The 16037-nt window shown below is 41.8% G+C and carries 18 protein-coding genes; 9 read left to right on the top strand and 9 right to left on the bottom strand.

Features of this window, described 5'->3' with window-relative positions:
• Window position 1: 1 nt before the first annotated feature.
• Window positions 2-508, top strand: coding sequence for a 4Fe-4S dicluster domain-containing protein (locus E3E24_RS02945; RefSeq protein ID WP_167887169.1), 507 nt, complete (start codon window positions 2-4; stop codon window positions 506-508).
• Here the strand turns inward: E3E24_RS02945 and E3E24_RS02940 are convergent.
• The 3 genes from E3E24_RS02940 to E3E24_RS02930 form a co-directional block, all read right to left on the bottom strand.
• Window positions 480-1454, bottom strand: coding sequence for an aminotransferase class I/II-fold pyridoxal phosphate-dependent enzyme (locus E3E24_RS02940; protein WP_167887168.1), 975 nt, complete (start codon window positions 1452-1454; stop codon window positions 480-482). The two genes, E3E24_RS02945 and E3E24_RS02940, sit on opposite strands and share 29 nt — an antisense overlap.
• Window positions 1447-2322 carry an adenosylcobinamide-phosphate synthase CbiB gene (cbiB, locus tag E3E24_RS02935; RefSeq protein ID WP_167887189.1) on the bottom strand — a complete coding sequence of 292 codons (876 nt, stop codon included), beginning with the start codon at window positions 2320-2322 and terminating at the stop codon, window positions 1447-1449. The genes E3E24_RS02940 and cbiB overlap by 8 nt, the downstream gene beginning before the upstream one ends.
• A 70-nt stretch (window positions 2323-2392) precedes the next feature.
• A complete protein-coding gene (locus E3E24_RS02930; protein WP_167887167.1) occupies window positions 2393-3124 on the bottom strand; it encodes a uracil-DNA glycosylase family protein in 732 nt (243 codons plus the stop codon).
• Between the two features lie 33 nt (window positions 3125-3157).
• Between E3E24_RS02930 and E3E24_RS02925 the strand changes: the two genes are divergently transcribed.
• The 6 genes from E3E24_RS02925 (at window position 3158) to E3E24_RS02900 (ending at window position 7183) form a co-directional block, all read left to right on the top strand.
• Window positions 3158-4330, top strand: coding sequence for a radical SAM protein (locus tag E3E24_RS02925; RefSeq protein WP_240912214.1), 1173 nt, complete (start codon window positions 3158-3160; stop codon window positions 4328-4330).
• A gap of 76 nt (window positions 4331-4406) precedes the next feature.
• Window positions 4407-4655: a hypothetical protein gene (locus tag E3E24_RS02920; protein ID WP_167887166.1), complete on the top strand. Its 249-nt coding sequence runs from the start codon at window positions 4407-4409 to the stop codon at window positions 4653-4655.
• Window positions 4652-5293, top strand: coding sequence for a diphthine--ammonia ligase (locus tag E3E24_RS02915; RefSeq protein ID WP_167887165.1), 642 nt, complete (start codon window positions 4652-4654; stop codon window positions 5291-5293). Before E3E24_RS02920 ends, E3E24_RS02915 begins: the two co-directional genes overlap by 4 nt.
• Window positions 5290-5751, top strand: coding sequence for an alpha-ribazole phosphatase CobZ (gene cobZ, locus E3E24_RS02910; protein WP_167887164.1), 462 nt, complete (start codon window positions 5290-5292; stop codon window positions 5749-5751). The genes E3E24_RS02915 and cobZ overlap by 4 nt, the downstream gene beginning before the upstream one ends.
• Before the next feature lie 182 nt (window positions 5752-5933).
• Complete coding sequence (cobS, locus tag E3E24_RS02905; RefSeq protein WP_167887163.1) at window positions 5934-6629, top strand: adenosylcobinamide-GDP ribazoletransferase; 696 nt, start codon at window positions 5934-5936, stop codon at window positions 6627-6629.
• The gene (locus E3E24_RS02900; RefSeq protein ID WP_167887162.1) at window positions 6626-7183 is read left to right on the top strand and encodes an NTP transferase domain-containing protein; all 558 of its coding nucleotides are present in this window, start codon (window positions 6626-6628) and stop codon (window positions 7181-7183) included. The genes cobS and E3E24_RS02900 overlap by 4 nt, the downstream gene beginning before the upstream one ends.
• On the opposite strand, the gene E3E24_RS02895 is transcribed toward E3E24_RS02900, so the two are convergent.
• Together E3E24_RS02895 and E3E24_RS02890 are read right to left on the bottom strand one after the other, a co-directional pair.
• On the bottom strand, window positions 7156-8607 hold the full coding sequence (locus E3E24_RS02895) for a cobyric acid synthase (RefSeq protein WP_167887161.1): 1452 nt from the start codon (window positions 8605-8607) through the stop codon (window positions 7156-7158). The genes E3E24_RS02900 and E3E24_RS02895 overlap by 28 nt on opposite strands.
• Window positions 8608-8697: 90 nt before the next feature.
• Window positions 8698-9747: an ABC transporter substrate-binding protein gene (locus tag E3E24_RS02890; protein WP_167887160.1), complete on the bottom strand. Its 1050-nt coding sequence runs from the start codon at window positions 9745-9747 to the stop codon at window positions 8698-8700.
• A gap of 94 nt (window positions 9748-9841) precedes the next feature.
• Between E3E24_RS02890 and cobT the strand changes: the two genes are divergently transcribed.
• Window positions 9842-10843, top strand: a complete 1002-nt coding sequence (gene cobT / locus E3E24_RS02885; RefSeq protein WP_167887159.1) for a nicotinate mononucleotide-dependent phosphoribosyltransferase CobT — start codon at window positions 9842-9844, stop codon at window positions 10841-10843.
• Window positions 10844-10930: 87 nt separating this feature from the next.
• Here cobT and E3E24_RS02880 read toward each other — a convergent pair whose 3' ends face one another.
• On the bottom strand, window positions 10931-11224 hold the full coding sequence (locus tag E3E24_RS02880; protein WP_167887158.1) for a hypothetical protein: 294 nt from the start codon (window positions 11222-11224) through the stop codon (window positions 10931-10933).
• 114 nt (window positions 11225-11338) lie between these two features.
• Here E3E24_RS02880 and E3E24_RS02875 point away from each other — a divergent pair, with 114 nt between their 5' ends.
• Entirely contained in the window at window positions 11339-11926 is a 588-nt protein-coding gene (locus E3E24_RS02875; protein ID WP_167887157.1) for an adenosylcobinamide amidohydrolase, read from the top strand.
• Between the two features lie 83 nt (window positions 11927-12009).
• Here E3E24_RS02875 and E3E24_RS02870 read toward each other — a convergent pair whose 3' ends face one another.
• From E3E24_RS02870 to E3E24_RS02860, 3 genes are all read right to left on the bottom strand, one after another.
• Window positions 12010-12570, bottom strand: coding sequence for a CBS domain-containing protein (locus E3E24_RS02870; protein WP_167887187.1), 561 nt, complete (start codon window positions 12568-12570; stop codon window positions 12010-12012).
• A 244-nt stretch (window positions 12571-12814) separates the two neighbouring features.
• A complete protein-coding gene (locus E3E24_RS02865) occupies window positions 12815-13684 on the bottom strand; it encodes a DMT family transporter (RefSeq protein ID WP_167887156.1) in 870 nt (289 codons plus the stop codon).
• 169 nt (window positions 13685-13853) lie between these two features.
• A complete protein-coding gene (locus E3E24_RS02860) occupies window positions 13854-15980 on the bottom strand; it encodes a hypothetical protein (RefSeq protein ID WP_167887155.1) in 2127 nt (708 codons plus the stop codon).
• Between the last annotated feature and the right edge of the window lie 57 nt (window positions 15981-16037).

The following is a 16037-nucleotide window of genomic DNA, read 5'->3' as shown; positions in this document are numbered from 1 at the left end:
AATGGCGAGGAGAATTCTTCACGTTGATTACAGCTTATGTATTGGCTGTGAAACATGTCAAAGCGTTTGTGAGTTTATTCACCACGGGAAGCCCAATATAAAGATTTACTACACGGAATCAGGTTTGCCAATCCCAATAAACTGTAGACACTGTGAGAAAGCTCCATGTATGAACGTATGTCCATCAAATGCTATCTACAAGGACACTGATGGTGCAGTAATCATAGACCCCAAAAAGTGTATTGGCTGTTTGATGTGTCTTGCCGTTTGTCCCTTTGGTGCTCCAAGCTATGAAGCGAGGCTTAAGGTAGTTACAAAGTGTGACATGTGTGCTGATAGAAGAAGGGTCGGCCTAGAGCCAGCATGCAGTGAAATGTGCCCAGCAGAAGCAATATTCTTCGGAAGACCAGAAGAAGTCGAAGACGAGATAAGAAGGAGAACAGCAGAAAAGATTGCAAGAGAGAGGATTTCCTCCACTGTCATGGAGAGCATTGGAAGAATTCTCTGAAGGCATTTATCAGCTTTTCGTTTTCTTCTCTTTTTCTCACACTGAAGCGAACATATTCTGGCAGACCAAAAGAGGTGCAGTCTCTAACTGCTATTCCTTTCTTTTTGAAGAATTCAACTGCTCTTTTTGCATCTCCAACATTTTTTATGAAGAAGTTTGCATCGCTTTTGACATTGAGGGCTTTTTCTATTCTTCCTTTTTCTTTCCATATTAGTGGCATTGTCTTCTTTAAGTGCTGAAATTCGTCTTTGATAACGAACTCCAAAAAGGCATAGCCCAAAGATCCAATGCTCCAGGGCATTCTGACGCTTTTGAATGCACTATCAAAGCCAATGACATAGCCGACCCGTATTCCAGGAAGACCGTAACTTTTTGTAAATGTTCTCAGCTTTACAATGTTTTCTCCTTCCGGGCTTTCGGCATCTTTAACGAAATCTATAAATGCTTCATCCAAGACGAGCAGTGAATTTGTATCTTCCACCGCTTGTATTAAAGGCTTGAGTTTTTTTGGCGGATAAAATTTGCCATCTGGGTTGTTTGGATTGCAGAAGAAGACAATGCTCCTCTTTGCAACAAATTCAGCCAACGCTTCTGGGTTATTTGGAGCTTTGATAACCTCAGCATTAAAAATCCTTGCAATTCTTTCATATTCTTCATAAGTGTGCTTTGGGATAATTACCCTTCTTCTCTCTTTCATCGCAAGGATGCCAAGTAAATACAAAGCCTCAGTTATTCCCGCTGTGACTGTTACGTTTTCGCCAATCAAATTCGAGAGTTCTTCCTCAAGCTTTTCCCAATAAATGTAGCGATCGCTTAAGGCCTTAGCACGTTCAAACATATCATCTATCCATTCTGGAAGGTAGGGATTTAGAGAAGCAGAAAAATCTAGCAGCCCCTCTTCTCTTGCACCGCCGTGGTGAGCTTTAAATTTAACTGGTTTAAGCATTTAGACACCTCCAAAGGAGTATCGCTGAGCATATTAAAATCCATTCTCCAACGACAACCCAATAAATTCTCAAAGCTCTCTTAATATCCCCCAACACTGGTTCTTTCCCCTCAAATCTGTAAACGCCTTTTTTCTCAAGCCAAACCCCTAAAACGGCACTCATTGCGGCTATTGGCTTATCAGAGTTAAGCTTGAACTTAGCTTTTCTCCAGTATTCTGTGACTTTTCCTGGATTAAAGGGTAAGAATAGCAAAACAGTAATGCGGGCTGGAATGAAGTTAAGCAAATCGTCCAAACGAGCTGCAAACCTGCCAAAATAAAGATAGCGTTCATTTTTGTATCCAATCATGGCATCAAGGGTGTTTACGGCTCTATAAGTTAGAGCACCACTTAGCCCAAAGATGAGATAATAGAATAGAGGGGCAACTACGCTGTCAGTTATGTTCTCAGCTAAGCTTTCAATTGCTGCTGAATTTAAATGAGCCCTATCCAGCTTTGATACATCCCTGCTCACAATCCAGCTGACATACTTTCGCTGCTCCTCAATATCCTCCTTTATTGTGTTTTTCACGTGCTGAGCAAGGCTTTTGATGGCGAATGAGCTCTTTAGGAGGTAAACGCTCAAAGCGAAGCAAAGCCATTTAGGTAAAAACTCTGGAAGCCTTGAAAGAGCAAAAGCAAACGCAATCACAAATAGGGAAGCAAAAGCTCCTGCAGCAAAATCTAAAGCTGGACTCCTTCTTTTGCAACGCCTATCAAAAAAACCGATTAGCTTACCAAACCACACTGTAGGGTGAAGCAAAACGGGAGGCTCACCCAGAGTTAAGTCCCAGATGATCGCGAGTATGAATATCCAGAGGTATTCCATGTTCATCCTGAATAGCTGGATATTTTGTCCTTTTAACTTTTGAGTTTCAGCAAGAGCTGATAAATAGTTCTCATAAAGCTTCCATTATAACCCCATACTCCTCAAGCATCTCGTCATTTGGCTCTCTCAAGCCTCTGCGCACATACCAGGCCGGATGTCTCAAATAGACAGCATCAAAGCCAATTCTTTTCAACGCTTTTTCTGCTGTCCTTCCTAGGGCGAAAATTGTTTTTGGTCTTAATATTTCGAGCTCCCTCCTAATAAGGGAAAGCTCCCGCTCATCGAATCCTTTGAGCTTATTCTCTGGGGGATTGCATTTTACAACATTCGTGATATACACAAAATCCGGGTTAATGTCGAGAGAAAAGAGAGCTTTTCTGAGCAACATTCCGGAAGCATCTCTATAAAAGCATATTCCCGTGTATCCACAGCCTTTCCTTCCCGGAGCTTCTCCAACTAAAACAACCTTTGAACCAACCCAGCCATTGGCAAAAGGCAAGCCCTCAAATCGCTTAACCTTAAGCTGATATTCGTAGTATTCCCTGTGACAGAACTTGGTGGGGTTTTTAAGCAGCTCATTGTACAGCTCCACAAGTTTGAATGCCTTTTGCTCATCTTTCTCGCTTTTAATCAAAAAGCGCTCTTTTGGATTGTAAATAGTCTTAGCATAAATTCCACAAGTTTTCTCATCTAATGAGAGCAAATCCCTCCAGTCTCTCAAAAATAGCGGCATGATTTTATAGTTCCTCGGGTTGATGTAAATGTCACCGATCTTTTTCAGCCTTTCAAATCTCAGCAGCATGAATATAAATCAAAACTTGCATTTATATCAGTGATGGTCAAGCTGGAATACTTTACAATCGGCACAAGCAGTCACATGAGTGGTCTATGTCACAGCATAATTAGAGGAGAAGTCTTCACAACTTGCTCACTTGGATGTGCTTACTGCTATGCAAGATGGTATCGAGGTCCCCATGGAAGTCTTAAGCCTATTTTTGATGTTTTTAGATTAATCAAAGCCTTAGGAAAGCTCGTGGAAAAGAACATTCCAGTAACTCCGGTTAGATTCTCGGCTTTAAGCGATCCATTCCAGCCTCCAGCTAAAATAACACTCAAAGCACTTAAGCTGGCGTACAAGCTCAAAGTACCAGTGATTGTGAATACAAAGCTCTACCCATCAGAAAAGCACTTCAAAGTCCTTGAAGACCTGGCATCTGAAGGTTTGTTGGTTCTTCAAGTCAGCATAAATGCAGAGAAAGATTCTAAGGAAGTCAAAATCCTTGAACCTTTGGCGAGTCCAATTGAAGAAAGATTAAAGCTGGTGGAAAAAGCGAGTGAAGTTGGAATTCCAACAGTAGTGAGGATTCAGCCATTAATTCCCGGATTGAGCGATAGGGATGTAGAAAACTTCCTGGATGAAATTGCTTGGGCTGGTGCTAGAATGGTCATAATCGAGTTTCTCAGAGTTGAAAGAGAAAATTTTGAGTTCTATAAAAGACTCTTTTCCAGCTATAGCGAAGTTTACAGCAAAGAATGGGAGTCGTATCTGCCAAGGACGTCAAGCGAGGAAGCACCCCTTATTCAAGTTCCTCTTGAGTACAAACTTAAAACTGCAGAATTATTTGCAAAGGAATCCAAAAGGAGGGGTTTAGCATTTGCAACGTGCAAAGAAGGTCTCTTCAATATTCACGAGCCTAAAACCATTGACTGCTGTGGGATGGGCTTTTTAGAAGTTGAGTGGACAAGGAGGCCGACGCTATGGGATTTATATCTGGAAGCTTATGAGAAAGGAAAGGCAAGAGCTGAGGAGTTATGGGAAAGATGCGAGAGAGAAGGACTTTTGTGTGGTGAGCGATTGAAGTTATATCCTTCCTGGCTTTCAAGGAGCTTTAAAGCTCATGAAAAGAGACTTAAGAGTATTTTAAAGAAGCCTGAATTGATTGAAAAGCTTGTTCCAGCCTTGAAATATAGAGAGGGGTATTATGTAATTAACGAATTACTTAATTAAATAATTCAGTAATTACATAATCAAGGACAGCAAAGGATAAAACATCCAAAGCTGCTGTAATTTTTGGGTGGTTTTAGTGGAAACGAGAAAATGTCCCTTCTGTGGAGGAACTATGATAAGAGCAAAAAGCAATCTGGAAGGTCATGCAGTCTATTTCTGGAGAGCTCCCTGGAAAAAAGGCTTGAAAGCAGCTTTTAGTGGAGCCATCAGAGCCTATCCATGGCTTTGCATTGATTGTGGAGCAATAATACCATACGTTGATGAGGCAGAGCTTCAAAAGATAAGGGAGGAATATGAGCAAGCTAAAATGGAGGGACAAATTTGAGGGGTGTGGCATTCTTTTCAGGAGGCAAAGATGGGCTTTATGCAACATACTTAGCTGAAAAACAAGGGATCAAAGTCCCATATCTCTTGGTCTTAAAAACCACCATTGGAGCTTCACCTCACTATGAAAATCTAAGCGAGCTGAAAAAGCTTGCAGATGCAATGAATAAGGAGCTCTTGATCTTTGATATGACTAAAGGAAGTGAAGCCCTAGCTGAGTTCATAGCATCCCTTGATGTTGATTACATAATCGCTGGAGATGTCCTACTTGAAGACCACCTAAAGTGGGTTGAGTGGCTCGCTGAAAAGAGCGGAACAAAAGCTTTAGAGCCGCTATGGGGCAGAGATACGCTTGAGCTTGCGAAGGAGATAATAAACGCTGGCTTCGAGTATTCAATAATTGCCGTGAACAAGGAAAAGCTTTCCAAAGAGTGGCTCGGCTACACCTTTCGCTCAATTAGAGATTTGGAGCAGTTTTTGAAGGCAAATCCCAATGTTGATTCGGTTGGAGAGTTTGCAGAGTTCCACACGGTGGTTTTGAAATGTCCGCTATTTGAGAAAAGCTTTGAGCTAAAGCCAGCGGAAGTTGAGGAGAGTGAAAGATATTGGTGGCTGAGGTTCAGGCTGGTGAAAGTATGAAAGCTGAAGAAATTCTCCGAAGACTTGAACCAAAATGTATAACCCTCGAAAAGATGCTTGATACCGCGATGGAGCTTTACATTGGAGAAGATACTGAGAAAATTAGAGAGAAGCTTAAGTCTCTGATGCTCTATTATCTCAGTGACATCAATGTGCAATCACTATTAATGGCCGCCATTCTGCTTGAGGAGAACTTTAAAGTCGAGGGGGACCCGGTTAATTTGATTGCAGATGAGTTGATTGGCATCAACATTGCAGAGTACATCGGCGGAAAGATAGCTCTTTTCAACTTCTTCTACTATGACACTAAAAAGCCAGGAATTTTAAAAGAGCTACCACCATTTTTGGATGACGCAATTGGCGGGTTTATAGCTGGTTGTATGACAAAACTCTTCGAGCCTACGAATTTCGATTTAACCGAGATTCCCAGCGAAGAAAGAGAAACAGGAAAATCATGAATATTGTGATATAATAACTGACCGTAAAAGGCAAAATTCCAGCTAAGCCGAGTGTGTATACGAAGGCAAGAACCAACACAATGACAAGCAAGATTCGATAGTGCTCCTTCTTCATTGCACAAATAGTTGGAGGAAGAATTTTTAAGGCTTTTCAACATTGGATTAATTAGCCGGGTGGTTCAATGAGAAACCTCATACCCTTCATGACAAGAATCCCAATACATGGAGACTTTGAAAAAGCAAGGCAGGAGATTTGGGCATTCCCTATGCTGGCAGTCATTACTTCTGCTTTATCCACAGTTGTCCTTTATTTTAACGTTCCTCTGAAAAATATCTTAGCAGTTTTGTTCTTATATTTCACCATAGGTCTGCTCCACCTTGACGGATTAGCGGATTTTGCCGATGGGATTATGACCAAAGGAGACAGGGAAAGGAAGATTAAAGCTATGAAGGACTTGAACACGGGAATAGCAGGAATTTTTGCTGTTGTAATGGTTCTGCTCATCCAAGTCTACTCTTTGAGCTACGCCCCGTTCTATGCCCTTTTTCTGGCAGAGCTGAACTCGAAGTATGCGATGGTTCTAGCTTTAAGCACGAAGAAGCCTTTAGGACAGGGATTGGGAGCTTACTTTATGGAGGCTATGAACAGAAAGCAACTGCTTTTGGCGACCATAATTTACACTCTCCTACTGATGCCTTTCTTTCTCTACGAGTGGAGAGCGGTTATTAGTGTTCTTGGATTTCTAATTGGAGCTTACATCATAAAACTCAGCTTGGACAATTTCGACGGCTTAAACGGTGACTGTATTGGAGCAGTGGCTGAGATAACGAGGGCCGGAACGCTTTTGATCTTGGCTTTCATTTGGTGGTATTTATGATAATCATCTTAGCAGGCGGAAAATCTACCAGAATGGGAAAGGAAAAGCCCGTCCTCAGGATAGCCAATAAACCGATGCTCCTCTGGGTTTACGAGCAGGCCTCAAAGGTAGATGACGTTTTAATCGCAGTGAGCAGAAACACTCCAAAAACGAGAGAGCTCTGCCTTCGAGAGGGAATCCCTTTTATTGAAACTTCTGGAAAAGGTTATGTGCATGACATTCAAGAGCTTTTACGAGAATTTGGACCGTTTATAAGTGTCTCTGCAGACGTTCCTTTTGTGAAGGCTCTAGATTTCTGGCTCATCAAGAAAGCCTTTGATGGAAAGACGAGCTTAACAGGTGTTCTTCCCTCAAGTCTTGTTCCGAGAGACCTTAGTCCTATCATTTACAGGGGCTATGCAATCGTTGGGTTAAATGCCGTGGCTGAAGAAGGGGAAGAGTTCTTCAAGCTTACAAACCCGCTACTGGCTTTGAATGTGAACACTCCAGAAGAGCTGGAGCTTGCAGAAAAAATTGCAAAGCTGATTTACAGCCCCAAGCTGTCCAAAATGTAACTAATGTCGAGATTTCTCTCAACAATCTTTGCAAACCTCTCGATTTCCTCTTCAATACTCCACTTCTGCACTGTTATCGGTTCAAGATCCTTCTCTAAGCGAAGCATGTTCAAAAACTGGTCCGTAAATTCAAAGTTATGAAAGATTCCGTGAAGGTAAGTGCCAAAAACTCTTCTACCAACAGCTCCTTCGGGCTCAAAAGCCTTGACTCCGTTTATTTCACGTATTATTGAGAATGGCTTTTTTGATACAGATCGCCCCATCCTAATCTCATAACCTTCAACGTTTAAGCCCCTCACCGGCTCCCATAGGATTTCAGCCTTCAAATGGTTTGTTCTCTTGGTCTCAGCAAACACCGTTTTAGCTTTCAGCAGACCAATGCCCTTAACCTCACCACGCTTTGATTCTATGTTGTCAATGATCTTTTCCCCCAGCATCTGAAAACCGCCGCAGATTCCTACAACGAATGCCCCATCTCTATGCGCCTGGATTATTGCATCTTCAATGCCGTTCTCCCTCATCCAGAGCAAGTCTTCAACGGTATTCTTGCTTCCGGGAATTATGATTAAATCCCCTTTGATTTCCTCAGCTTTTGTAACGTAGTTAACTCCGTTTGCCCAGTGGAGAGGTTCAAAATCCGTGAAGTTGCTTATGTGCGGAAGCTTAACAATCTGAATATGCAAGTCACCTTTAATCTTCGGAAATTCAACGAGAGAGTCTTCCTCTGGAATTTTGTGCTCTGTATAAGGTATCACACCCAAAACTTTCTTCCCGTATCTTTTCTCGAGATAGTCAAAACCCGGTTTTAAAAGCGACGCATCTCCCCTAAACTTGTTGAAGACAAAGCCGATTACGAGTTCCCGCTCTTCTTTGCTTAATAATTCCATTGTGCCGACTATTGAGGCAAAACTACCGCCTCGATCTATGTCCGTAACGAGAATGACTTTGGCATTTGCATGTTTTGCAACACGCATATTTGCAATATCATAATCCTTGAGGTTTATCTCGACTGGACTCCCAGCACCTTCAATTACAACGATGTCATGGTTTTCCAAAAGCTCATCCAAAACCTGCATGGCTTTTTTAAAAAGCTCCTCTTTCTTTGAGAGCATATATTCACGAGCGGAGACACTTCCAATTGGCTTTCCTATGAAAACTATTTGACTCCTCATGTTCCCTTCTGGCTTGAGCAGAATTGGGTTGAACATTATTGAGGGCTTCTTTCTGCACGCTAAAGCTTGTAAATACTGCGCCCTGCTGATCTCTCCTCCTTCTATACTTGGAGCCGAATTTAGGCTCATGTTTTGGCTTTTAAATGGGACTACGTCATAGCCAAGGTTTGAGAAGATTCTGCACAGAGCTAATGCTAGGAGCGATTTTCCAGCTCCTGAAGATGTTCCCTGGATCATGAGAGCTTTTCCCATATTACTCACCTCAAAATGGAGACTTGCAGCTTCATAACAGCCTTCTCGAAGCTTAGAGCAATGACTAAAAATTAATTAAAAATGGAAGAATCACCCAGTAGCTTCAGCTTTACAAGCAAATGGCATGAATTGAATATCGAAGGATTCTGGGTGGAGATACTTAGCCAACGCTTCAATACCATAGACAATCCTTGGGCCAGGACGTGAGAGCATGTTGTCCTCTTCTAGGGTTAAAACATAAACCCTTCCGTTTTTCACGGCATTTGTTTTCTCTAGCGGTGTTCCACAGATTGCATTTGGATCAGCATAACCACCCATTGAGGACATTATTATGACATCTGGATTTCTTGCGAGTATGTCCTCTATGCTGACTTCTTTCCAACCTTGCACATCATGGAATATATTCTCTCCCCCAGCTAGGCTTATTGCTTCATCCATGAAAGTTCCGCTTCCAGCAGTCCAGATACCGGATTGACCGGGGCTTAAGTATATGAACACCTTAACTTTGGGCTTGTCTTTTACTCTGTTTTGAACCTCTGCTATCTTTGCTTTCATGAATTCAACCACTGCTTTTGCCTCGCCTTCTCTGTTCACGATTTTTCCAATAAGCTCAATTTTCCTATATATGTCATCAATGCTCGTTGGGTTTATTATGACGACTGGAGCAATCTCTTCAAGTTTATCGAGGATTGACAAACTCATGCTGTCTGCCAAGATTAAATCGGGCTTGAGAGATGCTATTACCTCTATGTTAGCATACTCTCCATAGCCACCAACTTTTGTAATTTTCTCAACCTGTGGCGGATAGTCTGCCCACTGAGTTACTCCAACTAATTTGTCTCCAGCACCTATGAAAAACAGCGTTTCAGTAATGCTTGGTGCCAATGATACAATCCTTTGTGGTTCTTTTTCGATTGTGACTTTCCGTCCGTTGTCATCAGTTATAGTGAGGGGATACTTCTTTGGAGTTACAGTTTCAGTTACGGTTTTTGTGGTAGTTTCAGTTTTCGTATGGGTTTCGGTTTTTGTAACCTCTTTTGTTACCGTTGAGATAGTTGCTGTCTGTTGCTGTCCAATGCAGCCCGCTATTATTACTCCAAACATTAAAACTACCAAAAGCAGAGTGACTTTTCTCCTCATGATTTTCACCCTTGGATTATTTGTCCAATCTCTAGCAAAAATATGAGCGAAGGGTATATAAGCTTGTTGGATAAAATTGCCAAAGGTGATCACCATGATGCTGGTAGTCTTAGGAAACACTGAGATAAGCACAATTCCAGGAATAAGTGTTGCGGGAGCAACTCCAGAATTAACCAAATTGACGCCGCCTGCTGATGCCGAATATCTATTTTATGAAAAGCCTAAAATCATTGATGTCATCCCTGTAACCCCAGAAGGGCACCCAACACCGGCTATAATCACTAAAGCCGCTAAAGAACTGGCCGATTTTCCAATTGTAATTGTTAGGGGAGGGACTTATCTAGCTCCTTTAGTTCCTCATGTTCACATAAGCGACGTAGTCGGAAGGGACTTCCGCAGAGAGAAAGCTCTTCCAGAGGCCAAGGAAATAATAGAGAAGGCAAAGCTCTTTGGAGAGCAGCTGAGCAAACTTAATCTGAGAGAAATCGTAATTGGTGAATCAACGCCGGGAGGGACGACAACAGCCCAAGCTGTTCTCTGGGCTTTGGGGTATGAGGCAAGAACAAGCTCAGCAGCTCCAAACAACCCACAAAGCTTAAAGGAGCAAGTAATCATGGAAGGCTTCAAAAGAGCTGGCATTGAAAAAGGTGGATTTGTAGATGAGCCTTTAAAAGCATTGGAGGAGTTTGGCGACCCAATGATGGCAACCGTCATTGGACTTTCCCAGGGATTCAAAGGTGATGTTGTCTTAGCTGGCGGAACTCAGATGCTGGCAATAGCTGCTCTCCTCAAAGCAATAGGAGAAGATTTGAACAGATTCATGATTGCTACAACGAAGTGGGTTGTGAATGATGAGAGTTCAACGTTCAAAGAGACTGCAAAAGAGATTGGCATAATCTACTACTACGCTGAGCTTGACTTCTCAAAGAGCAAGTTTAAGGGTCTGCAAGATTATGAGAGAGGCTACGTGAAGGAAGGTGTTGGAGCTGGAGGAGCAGTTTGGCTGGCCGTTAAGAAGGGCTTTACCGTTGATGATGTTGCAAAGAAGGTTGATGAGCTTTATGAGAGACTTATAAAGATTGGTGGGAAGGCTTAATCCGTTGCTCTTTCTCTCAGTTTTATGTTTTATTCAGCATAATTAACAGCGCATTTTCAGAACTACAAAATAAAAATGGGACAAAAATCATCCAAAAAGAATCTTAAGCTCCTTAATGAAAACTTTCCTATTAACTATGAGGTGGGCAATGATAAGAATGTTCATAACGAGAGCGACTTTTGTTCTAAGTGCAAAGATTTGAGCCTTGGTCATTCCAAGGAATGCTCCGTTTTTTGTGGCCCATAGCATGCCTATTGCAGTGAACAATGCTAAGAGAAACACAAAGAAAAGCACAAGTGAAAGCAGTGCCTTGACTTTAAGCTTTTTCCTCATCTTGGGATTCTTCGCAGCTTCATCAAGCATCTTTTCCATTGGGTCCATTCCTGGCACCTCCATATGTAATCATCTACTTTCCTCACTGACACTTAAAAGTATTCCGAAAATGGAAACTTTTTGCATCGTCAAGCTCTTAAACGAAAAAGAGTATTCAAATCCATGCTCAGCAAACACTACATCCATCATTTCAAAGAGCCGATGCTCAGCCTGAGCAATGCTCCCCATAATGGCGGGTTATTCAAGGCCAATGGCTTCTTCTTTATGCATGTTCATAAGAATTATAATGGGAATTATAAAGAAGACTGCCTTAATTTCGAAAAGCAGAATGGATTAAGGAATTTTGTGGGCTTCATGACAGCAGTAGATATTCCAAAAGTTCTCGCTCATGCAAAAAGCGGAAGAGCTGAGGCATTTGTAACTGCTGGAATAACTAATCCCGCCATAGCGGGTGATGAGCCTCCGCCATGGAAGCCTGGAACGATAAACATTGCCCTCATAATACATGAGGGCTTAACCGTTGGAGCATTGGCAAATGCTATAATGACTGCAACGGAGGCAAAAACTTATACTCTGCTAAAGCTTGGCTACAATGCAACGGGAACGACGAGCGATGGGATTGGGGTGTTTGCTTACGAGGGAAGTGAAGAGTGGGCTGGAACTGCAACAAAGCTTGGCATCTCAATTGGAAGAGCTGTGAGAAAAGCATTGGAGGAGAGTTTGGTTAAATGGGAGAAAATCAAAGATTAGAATTTAAAAATTGTAAGCAGAGATATTCTAATGAGGGATGAGGCCTTCCGACGCTGAACGGTGATGAGTGGACGGTTGGCTGACTACTTGAGCCTGAACAAGTCCGATCGAGTTATTATCCCTATGGGTTTACCTTCTTTGTTCTGCACAATAACAGCTGGATGCTCTTCGAGGAGATACTTAACGACTTCAATATCCTCTTCCTCATTGACTATGGGAAATGGCTCTTCCATGACTTCCATAGCTTTCCTCTCATAGATATCCTCGTATTCCAAGCTTTTTCTCACGAGGATCTTATCAGTTATTGAACCTACAACTTTATTTCCAGCTATTACGGGAACTTGGGATATGTTGTGCTCGTTCATCAGCTTGATTACTTTCTCGACATTATCATAAGGTTTAACAGCAATGATTGGAGATGACATAACATCTTTAGCTCTCAGCTGGGCTTTCTTACACTGAAGAAGAGCCTCAAGAATTCGGTTGAAAGTTGAAAGTCGAGGATCAACTTTTCCAGCCTCAAGCTTGGCTATGTAAGCCTGAGTTACACCCGCTTTTCTTGCAAGTTCTTCTTGGGTAATCCCCAACTCTTTTCTAATCCTCTTTATCTCTCGCGGATCAATTGGGCGGGGAAGAATTACCACAATAACCACCAGTTATTAAAATCGACTTTGAGAATTATAAAAGTTTTTGAAGTTGTGGGCCGGCAACAGAGACACCCCGCTCATGGCTCACGGGGGCGGATGCACCGGCCCTATGGGCTCGGCGTGAGCACACTCCGCTCATCGAGCCCGATACCTTGCGGAGGCGGGTTCGACCGAGCCCACGAGGGTACGAATTGTACCCTCGCTGTCGGCAGTAGTAATTAGGATGATGAAAATTTAACCTTTATGCTGTGCTTATCAATATTACACCAATTACTGCCATCACTAAACCCGTCAAAATCTTGCTGTTTGGGGGCTCCTTTAGAATAAGAATAGCTAATGTAGCAGATATAATTGGATTTACAGCTGTAATCGGCGCTGCAATCGGAGAACCAACTAAGCTGACTGCCTTCACAAAAGAGTATTGGCCAACAAACAAGCCTAAAAACGCCGCCCCAGTTAATGCTGCAAATTCTCTTTTTGTAATTGCCTTTATTTCACTTTCATACTTCCCTAAGAACACACTTATTCCCAAAGCAGCAAGCATCATTCTGAGTCCAGCCAGAGTAAAAGCGGAAATTTGAGAGGAGAGCCACTCCATTGTTATTATGGCAAAGCTCCATGATAAAGGTGCTAAGAGAGCAAACACAAATCCCTTCATGTTTACATGCTCCTCAATTTCACCCTGTCTTACAATTATAATGGCAAGAACTATCAGAAATGCACCGAGTACAATTTGAATATTAATGCTCTTCCCAAGAAACAAATAAGCCCATAAAATTGCCCAAAGTGGATAAGAAGAAGTTATGGGAACTGTTCTTGAGACTCCCATAATCTTCATAGCATTAAAGAAAAAGTAATCACCAATAACAAATCCAAATTGCGCAGAGATAAAGGCAACCAAAAGCTGAAGAGGTGTCATGTTTAAGACTTCTTTCCAGTTTCCATTAATTGTGAAGAAAATTGCGTAAACTACTGCAATAATATAAAGCCTCACTATATTCACGGTTACGGCGCTTTTGTTCTTCATGCTGAGCTTTAGCAGTATTGAGGAAAATGCCCAGCCAAATGCCGACAGCAGTGATAATACCACTCCAAGCATCAATGTGTTCATGTGGTCTAGCTTCTTCAATTAGCTTAAAAACTTAACGTTTCGACAGATATCATAAATGAATTTATAAACCTCCCCTCTGACAGCCTTTTGAATGATGACCTCGGCAGAACTGAGCTTTGCAATGATGACGATCTTGAGTGCTGACAAGAAGAAACTAAAATCAAAAAGATCAGCGGACAAGAATATTAATTTTCTTTGGAACAATGCTTATGCCGTATTCTCTAGAGACATCCCTCATTGCTTTTTGTATTATTTCGATAGCGTCTTCTTTTATTTTATCGTCAGAAATACCCGAGAATGCTCCAAAGAGTCCTCCGACCTCCTCTTTCGAAAGGCTGGCCTCGAATGAAACTTCCACATTTGAACCAGTGAAGTTCCAATTCATCTTGAGCCACTTGAATGTGACCCTTGGTAACAGTTTAAGCTCACTTTGAACCTTTGACTTAAGCGCCTCCATTGCTGGCTCAACGCGGCTCTTAAGCAGAGTTTTCTCTGCTTCTTTCTTCTTGTCCTCAGTTAGGAATGACAGCTCCTCAATTCCTGCTTCCCTAAGCAACTTTTCAACTTCTTTTTCTAGCAATGCTTTCTTTTTGAGAATTTCTGCTGCTTTATCACTAACTTGAGCTGGCGTAGCTGGAGCTTCACTTGCACTTTCCTCGAGATTAAGTTTAACCTCCCTGACAATAACCTGCTCTCCTAAAGCTTCCACTAACTCACGAGCACGCTTGTTTGCTTCAATTTCAATCATGTCCTTGAGCTTTGACAGCGGGAGACCTGAGGTAGATGCTCCCTCAACTGTAACCGTTATGTGGTATGCCCTCCCCCCACCTAGAGCAAATAACACTTCTTTTGCGTCAATTTGAACTCTTGAAGGCTCAATCCCCATCTTCTTTATTTCGCTTACAAAGTCTCTAACGAACTTCCTCAAGTATGGATCAACGTTTTTAGGAGCGTTGATAACTGTTTCTAACTTTCTTTGTTTGGGTTTAACTGCTGGAGCTTCACTAAGCTCAACTTCCACCTTGTGAACCCACACATATTTCCTCAATGCTCTGCCCATTTCTCTCGCATGCTCCTTGGCTAGTGAAGTTACAACAGCTTCAATTTGAGCCTTGCTTAGATTTGAAGATTGAGTTTGTAGTGTTATGTTAATCTCATGCTCCTTTCTTCCTTCGACTTCAACTTCCATCTTATCAACTCTGATGCCAGCCTCTTCAATGTCTTTGAGGAGCGTTCTTGCATATGCGCTGAAGTATGATCTGAATTCTGGGTCAACTGTTAAGAAGAGCTTTGGACTTATTTGAACAGTTGGGGGCTTTTTGAGTCTCCATAGCTCTACCTCTTCACGCTCTCTTTCTTCCATAGATTCTACTTTTTCACCTGCTATTACGTTCACTTTTACACTTCTAATAATCGGCTTTAGTCCAGAAACTCTGCCTATAATTGGCACATGCCTGTTGGCAAAGAATAATATCTTTCTTTTTGCAATCTCAGCTTTTTTCTCATTATCAATATTTGCATTAAGCTGAATTGTTAAATAGACAACCCCAGTTCCAATTTCGCCGTGAATTTCTATATTACCAAGTGTCACATCGCCCATTTTTCTGATGTCGTTGAAAAGGGTCTCTGAGTATTCTTTGAATGCCTCTTCAAGAGCTGACTTAAATACATTGCTTCCAATTATCTCAATCTTTACTTTGGGCCCTTCTTTTTTAGGTGCTGGCTTGGGTATTTGTTTAGGAGCTTCAATGAGTCTTTTCTCCTCTAGTTTTTCTTCCTTCTCCGTTGGAGTTTTTACATCTTTTATTTTTTCAATTTGAGGCACAGGTTTTATTTCTTCCCTCTTAACTTTCTCCAGAACTTGCTCTAGAAGCTTCTCCTTTTCGAGGACTTCAGAAAGCTCTTCTCTCCTTGGAATTCCAAGGAACTCATCAATGTCAATTTTAGGAGTGTTGCTATAAATCTCAATGTTATCAGCAATAGATAACTTAAGTGTTATTTCATCAAGGATATACACATCAATAACCATCGGATTTGAGAGAAGCTTTTGAAGAACATCGAGAGCTTCCTTTCCAACTACATCCCTATTTGCAGTTAAAAGTTTCCCATAAGTAGCGAGTATTTTTGAGTTGTCAGTCAGCATTGTGAAGTAGTATTTTTCGCTGGAATCCTTGGTGAATATCTTTATGAACGTCCCACTGCCATTAGAGAGTGCTTCACGAACGAGGGATATAAAGTCCTCCTTGCTTGTGGATACCACATTTTCTTTAAATGGCTGCATCTTTGGTAATTGCATATGCCATCACCATTAGGTATATATATCCCTACTCTCCACAAAAATCGGTGAAAGGGT

It is taken from the genome of Thermococcus sp. LS2, assembly GCF_012027375.1.
Classification (GTDB): domain Archaea; phylum Methanobacteriota_B; class Thermococci; order Thermococcales; family Thermococcaceae; genus Thermococcus_B.
This window is presented reverse-complemented; position numbering and strand designations above follow the sequence as displayed.

What these genes read in the sequence shown, in the direction of transcription:
- E3E24_RS02875 (WP_167887157.1), top strand. Translation starts at nt 11,339, where the DNA reads ATGCTCAGCAAACACTACATCCATCATTTCAAAGAGCCGATGCTCAGC.
- E3E24_RS02900 (WP_167887162.1), top strand. Translation starts at nt 6,626, where the DNA reads ATGATAATCATCTTAGCAGGCGGAAAATCTACCAGAATGGGAAAGGAA.
- E3E24_RS02895 (WP_167887161.1), bottom strand. Translation starts at nt 8,607, where the DNA reads ATGGGAAAAGCTCTCATGATCCAGGGAACATCTTCAGGAGCTGGAAAA.
- E3E24_RS02860 (WP_167887155.1), bottom strand. Translation starts at nt 15,980, where the DNA reads ATGCAATTACCAAAGATGCAGCCATTTAAAGAAAATGTGGTATCCACA.
- cobT (WP_167887159.1), top strand. Translation starts at nt 9,842, where the DNA reads ATGATGCTGGTAGTCTTAGGAAACACTGAGATAAGCACAATTCCAGGA.
- E3E24_RS02930 (WP_167887167.1), bottom strand. Translation starts at nt 3,124, where the DNA reads ATGCTGCTGAGATTTGAAAGGCTGAAAAAGATCGGTGACATTTACATC.
- E3E24_RS02880 (WP_167887158.1), bottom strand. Translation starts at nt 11,224, where the DNA reads ATGGACCCAATGGAAAAGATGCTTGATGAAGCTGCGAAGAATCCCAAG.
- E3E24_RS02940 (WP_167887168.1), bottom strand. Translation starts at nt 1,454, where the DNA reads ATGCTTAAACCAGTTAAATTTAAAGCTCACCACGGCGGTGCAAGAGAA.
- cobZ (WP_167887164.1), top strand. Translation starts at nt 5,290, where the DNA reads ATGAAAGCTGAAGAAATTCTCCGAAGACTTGAACCAAAATGTATAACC.
- cbiB (WP_167887189.1), bottom strand. Translation starts at nt 2,322, where the DNA reads ATGGAATACCTCTGGATATTCATACTCGCGATCATCTGGGACTTAACT.
- E3E24_RS02925 (WP_240912214.1), top strand. Translation starts at nt 3,158, where the DNA reads ATGGTCAAGCTGGAATACTTTACAATCGGCACAAGCAGTCACATGAGT.
- cobS (WP_167887163.1), top strand. Translation starts at nt 5,934, where the DNA reads ATGAGAAACCTCATACCCTTCATGACAAGAATCCCAATACATGGAGAC.
- E3E24_RS02865 (WP_167887156.1), bottom strand. Translation starts at nt 13,684, where the DNA reads ATGAACACATTGATGCTTGGAGTGGTATTATCACTGCTGTCGGCATTT.
- E3E24_RS02890 (WP_167887160.1), bottom strand. Translation starts at nt 9,747, where the DNA reads ATGAGGAGAAAAGTCACTCTGCTTTTGGTAGTTTTAATGTTTGGAGTA.
- E3E24_RS02945 (WP_167887169.1), top strand. Translation starts at nt 2, where the DNA reads ATGGCGAGGAGAATTCTTCACGTTGATTACAGCTTATGTATTGGCTGT.